The sequence below is a fragment of the Bacillus cereus group sp. MG4 genome (assembly GCF_040460055.1).
Lineage (GTDB): Bacteria > Bacillota > Bacilli > Bacillales > Bacillaceae_G > Bacillus_A > Bacillus_A wiedmannii.
On the sequence record NZ_JARVGZ010000008.1, the window covers coordinates 1 to 5,402 of the forward strand.

The following is a 5,402-nucleotide window of genomic DNA, read 5'->3' on the forward strand; positions in this document are numbered from 1 at the left end:
AATGCAAGAGCATTTCTTAGAAAAAATAGATAGGCAAATTATGTACTTCAGAAGAACCTTCTATCTTAAAACTTTGTAATATATCTTTAAAGACATGTTTTGTCACTCTATCAATAGCTGTTTTTCTAGATGCACAAATTATATTAGGATTCACTAACCAAGTACGTTTCGTACAAACACGTCCTGTTTCATCTTTAAATCCACTTTCCGCACAAGCTAAAATTCCTTTGTTTTTTAAACTAGTCATTAATTTGCTTAAACCATGTCTTGTTCTATATGTTTCGTCCGCTAAATAAGTAACTGAAGCGTTATTAATTATATCTTTGTTAACATTAGTAACATCTTTTTCTACTAAAACATGAGTTCCAATCTCCACATAACAACACAAATCTAAAAGTAATAACCGTTCAGCGTTTGTTAAATATCCAGTCTTAATTAAATAACGTAAATTAGCTTGAATAATTTGAGAAAATTCGACTTGAACAAATGGATCTCTTTTACGCCCAATATAATACTCATTACCAGTTAAACTTTGTAAAGTCTCTAATGCTTGTCCTAACTGTTCTTCTTGTAAACTAGTACAATGATTATTATGTATTTTTTCTTGTCTTTTCATATCTCTTTTCCTTGTATTATCTTCCGCTTGATTTAATATTTGTCTGAATTTCTCAGGATTTGTCATATGAAATTCTCCTCTTCCTAGTATTTACAACTAGCAAAGAGACTTTTCTTTTGTTATTATGTAATTAGAATTATTTTCTTTGAGTCTAACACTCTAATAATCTTTTACAGATAAAAAAAGCCTCTTGACTATAGTTGTAGCTTAGACAACTCAATTATAGCATGAATGGCTTTTTTTGTTATATTTAGTCTGACCCTTTTACATTTTCCCCGAGTTCGATATCCTAATAATCTGTCCTCAAAAATTGTACCCTTAAAAATAGTTAACCTATCATCTATATCTAACATTATATTTAAATTCACAATTAAATTGATAAATAAAACACATAATATTCAAATAATCAAATTGTAATTATCTTAAAACTGCGGTTTTAAAAGAAGTAAGACATTCAATTCCATCATTTTTTGCTTTCTGAAGGGTGTATATTTTTATAAACCTATGTATTAAGATAGAAATGCACCAGAAAACACCAGTAAAAAATCACAAATAAGGAAAAGGGATGGATTGAAAATGAAGGTTATATTAAAAAATATTGTATCAATGGCTCTCATACTTGCTTTGTTTACAACTTCTTTCACTGGAATATCTAAAGCTCAAGAAATCAATAATGAAGAAGAACAATTAGTACAAGAAGTAGCTGCACAATTAAAATTTGTTATTGAAGAAGCTTCAGTTAAAGATAAACATGGAAGAATAGTAAATATTGATATTGATATGATAGAAAACAAATATGGTAAAACTGAAGAATTAGAACAATTGAAACAAGAAATTCAACGTGTGAATACACCGCCTGGCTATGAAGATCCATTCAAACAAGAAACAGAAGCTGTAGATAATTGTATAGAAAGAAAACTTATAGCAAATTATGTAGAAGTACTATCAGTAGGTTTTTTAGGTTCTATTATTGCTAATATTACTAACAAAGAATATGAATTAGCAGCTAGAAAAATGATAAAATTAGGCGTTAAAGGTAATTTAATTAGTTTAGCTGGTCAACTTGCTTGGTATCTAGGTACATGTATTTATGAAGAAGAAGGCTGGACCGGAAAAACATGGTGATTTATAAAAAAACAACCTCTTATTTTCTAGAGGTTGTTTTTTTTGAAGAAAATAACCACATCATAATTTCAAAAAACACTACTATAAATAGTGTTTTTATAAGATTTTCAAACCAATTAAAATGATTATAATTTACATAGTTAAAAACTATTAACACAATATACAGTAAAACTATAAAAATTAATGGTCTTTTATATGTTAAACTCAAATTATTCACCCCTTAAATACTTACTTAAGAAAGTTACCTTAATATTATATTAACCCAAAACACAATTACCTTTGATGCTTTTTTCTAGATTTCTCCACATTTCTAAAACCTCCTTAAAAATTCAATAAAATCAATAGTTTGAAAGTAAAGCTATGTTTAAAAGTTTACATTGAAGACAACAATTCATTCTTTTTTACACCACTTTAAAAAAACTTTCTAATTCATTATCCGCTTCCTTAATACTCAAAAAAAGCCGTTTCCTTATGGGAGCGAGCCTCTACCCTTGTAACCCAAAGATGCAGGGGGCGGGGAAAATTCGCTCCCGCCCCCTACACCTTCGGATTATACGACAAGGGTTCTCTCTTCTCCCAAAAGACTACGTTTTTTTTTCCGTCTTAACCGCTCTGTAGCATTCTTTTATTCTGGTTCTTTTCTTTCTGGTTCCATGCTATACTTTTCTTGTACATGTAAAATGGTTTATAACTCTATTAGTGTTTCGTACTATTTACTCACTCAGCTTAAGAAAAAAGCCAATTCCCCGTGTAAGTGGAATTGGCTTTTTTCGGTTCATTCGTACAACAACCTGAACCCATTTTCATTTTCGAATGTAGCTATATGAGTATACCATATATTTTGTTATTTTCAGAACGCCTTATAAACTAAGACCTCTATCTTGCTCTTTTTCTTTTGTTTGTATTTGTACTTTCTCCTTTTGTTTTTGGTATTTCCATACCTTCAGTAATTCTTTTACTGGTGTTTCTACTAATCGTTCTAGATACGCTTCTTTATATTGTTCTGGTCGATACCCAATCCCTTTTATTAATTTTTGTCCTTCTTGAAATACAGAGGAAGATTTGTCCTTTTTCACTGAAAAAGCATACTGAATTTCTGTTATCGATGGATCTAGTTCCTCCACCATTTGTTCTAAACGATTCACAACTCTCTCTGCATCTCCTTCAAACTCTTTTTCCACTTCTTTTCGAAATTGTTGTTCTTGATACTGCGCTTGTCTCCAAATCTGCTGGAACGTTTCTCCATGAACCGTAATATCTACATGATATCCTTCTTGCAGCCGCTTTTTATTTACTAATGCATCTACACAATACTCTTTTACTTTTTCTAAACTATGTCCTTCTCGAAAATACAGCGTATGATCTGTATTATCAACAACAGCCATTTCCTTTTCTTTTTTTTCTAGTACTGTTGGATTCCATCCAGAAAACCTAGGGTACACTTTGGCTACCATCTCTTTTAAAACATGTACCGTTCTTTGTGGACGTTTTTGAAAATAGCGTTCTACTATTTGTTTAAATTCTTTCATTCTTTTTTGAAATTGTTCCAGCAACTCATACAATCCTGCCTGTTTTACCATACCTCGTATTTCCTTTTCACTGTCTGTTGCTATTTCATATAACTGTTCCCAAGTCTTACTTGTTTCTTTTGCTTTTTTATATTCTTCCACTAAGCGTGTATTTTCTTGCTTTCCTATCCCTATTTCATTTTCTAATTTCTGAATTCTTACGTCTTTCTCTTGTATTGTTTGTGTTGTTCTTTCTTTCCATTGCTTCATTTCTTGTTTTTGTACAATCGACTCTTTCGCCCATTGTTTTAAATCCTGCACATCTTGTTGCCGTAATCGTACTGTTCCTTGTTCTAATAAATTCAACACCGGTAAATTTAATACAGCATGTTTTTCTACTGCTTCAATTTCATCTACTTTATGTATCTCTTTATATATTTCCATTATCCCTCGTTTTAAGGCGCCCAGTTCGCTCTCTAACAATTTTTTATCGCTTTCTAGTACTTTGGTACTCTCTAATACCCCCTCGACCTTCATGCGCCCCATTTCAACGTGTTTGCGTGAACTTGGAATCCCACGTTTTAATTCAAATCCATTTTCGACCATATGTTTTTGAAAATTGTCTTGTAGCGCAATCAATTGTTGTCGTTTTCCAAAGTATTCTTTTGCCGATAATCGTCCATCTTCTGTAATTGGTACAATTGCACAATGCATATGTGGTGTCATCTCATCTTTATGTACAGTTGCATGAATCACATTTTGTTCTCCATATTCCTGTTTAACGAAATCTAATGCTGTTTCAAAGAATTTTCGTTCTCTGTCTGGTGTAAGCTCCTCGAAAAACTCTCTGTCACTTGTAATCAGAAACTCACACATGATAACAGCATCTCTTCGCACCGTTCGTGCGACTCGCTCCGCGATTTTCTCCTCAATGATCTTGTTATAATCAATATTTTGATTGTTTACTAAATCATAGTTTAATTCTTGCGCCCCAGGAATTATATCTGGATTTGTTTGACTCTCTCGTTCCCTTTGATGGTGAAATTGCAACCCCTTAATATCACCTTGCTTGAATTTTTGCATACGAATTATGGAATAGCTCATGACGAAATTATACCCACCTTTCTCCCATTGGCGAGGACTGTCGGATTAAAAGCAGTGTAACACACTACACTTTGCAAGCAAAGTTCCATGTGCAAAGGGGGTAAACCCCCTTTCAAAATCCCCCTGTTTTTGGCTAGCGCCAAAAGGGATCGCGTCGTCGCTTTTGCGACTTCCTCTCTCCCTGCGAAGAACTCTTGTCTTCGACAAGTCTTCGCCAAAAAAATTAAAACCTAACCAACAAGATTCCCTATTATTTTTTTCTTTTCACCTTTATTTATGTTGCTGCATATTTTATATAGACCAATCATTATTATGTTCATTTTTCATTTCATATTAGTCACCTTTATACACAGAAAAAGGGCCTCCTGCAAAACGCAGAAGACCCCCTTTTTTCATATACACGACTTACTACTATACAGACTAGAAAGTACTCTTTTACAGAATAGCATATCTATGTCTATTTTTATAGCGGATATGCAACATTGCATAATTCCTAAAAACTTATGTTTAAGAGGGTTTCCCTTTACTTTTTTGGCGGAAGCTAGCTGGGGGTTTGGGGGCTAGCCCCCATGATTTGCGTATCAAAATAAGATATAAGTGAAATATACGAACGATAGCACAAGCGGTTCGGCACGTACAATAGTATGTGTAAGCTGAAGAATCTAACATTTCCTTTTTCGTCGTCAGCTTAGCACCATAAACAAACGTGCCGAAAGAAGTTGGGCAAGGAAAACAAAATAAAAACCATTCTAAAATTAGAATGGTTTTTATTTTGTTGAAGGTGGAGATTTTCTGAAATGAAATGAAAGAAAATACAACCTGTTCCTTGCGGAACTTCTAGCAGTTAATAGTTATAAAAACATAACTTGTTGTTCACAATTTAGACACATTTATACCGAAGTTTAGATACTATATATATAAGAGTAAGAAGAAAAAAAAAAAAAAGCCAGTCATATCAAGGGTTACCGAGAATCTAGTGTACAAATTTTTGTACACTAGTGTACAAATTTGTGTACGAAAATTTGTTCGTAAAACATAAAAAAAAAAGA

Annotated in this window: 3 protein-coding genes; 1 reads left to right on the forward strand and 2 read right to left on the reverse strand. The window is 32.6% G+C overall.

The window, feature by feature from the left end:
- Positions 1–16 precede the first annotated feature (16 nt).
- Entirely contained in the window at positions 17–682 is a 666-nt protein-coding gene (locus tag QCI41_RS30580) for a MarR family transcriptional regulator (protein ID WP_353839137.1), read from the reverse strand.
- Between the two features lie 510 nt (positions 683–1,192).
- Here QCI41_RS30580 and QCI41_RS30585 point away from each other — a divergent pair.
- Complete coding sequence (locus tag QCI41_RS30585; RefSeq protein WP_353839135.1) at positions 1,193–1,741, forward strand: hypothetical protein; 549 nt, start codon at positions 1,193–1,195, stop codon at positions 1,739–1,741.
- Positions 1,742–2,601: 860 nt separating this feature from the next.
- Here the strand turns inward: QCI41_RS30585 and mobV are convergent.
- Positions 2,602–4,353, reverse strand: coding sequence for a MobV family relaxase (mobV, locus tag QCI41_RS30590; protein ID WP_353839136.1), 1,752 nt, complete (start codon positions 4,351–4,353; stop codon positions 2,602–2,604).
- Positions 4,354–5,402 lie beyond the last annotated feature (1,049 nt).

Excerpts from the sequence above, each read along its gene's own strand:
- QCI41_RS30580 (WP_353839137.1), bottom strand. The coding sequence starts at position 682 with ATGACAAATCCTGAGAAATTCAGACAAATATTAAATCAAGCGGAAGAT.
- QCI41_RS30585 (WP_353839135.1), top strand. The coding sequence starts at position 1,193 with ATGAAGGTTATATTAAAAAATATTGTATCAATGGCTCTCATACTTGCT.
- mobV (WP_353839136.1), bottom strand. The coding sequence starts at position 4,353 with ATGAGCTATTCCATAATTCGTATGCAAAAATTCAAGCAAGGTGATATT.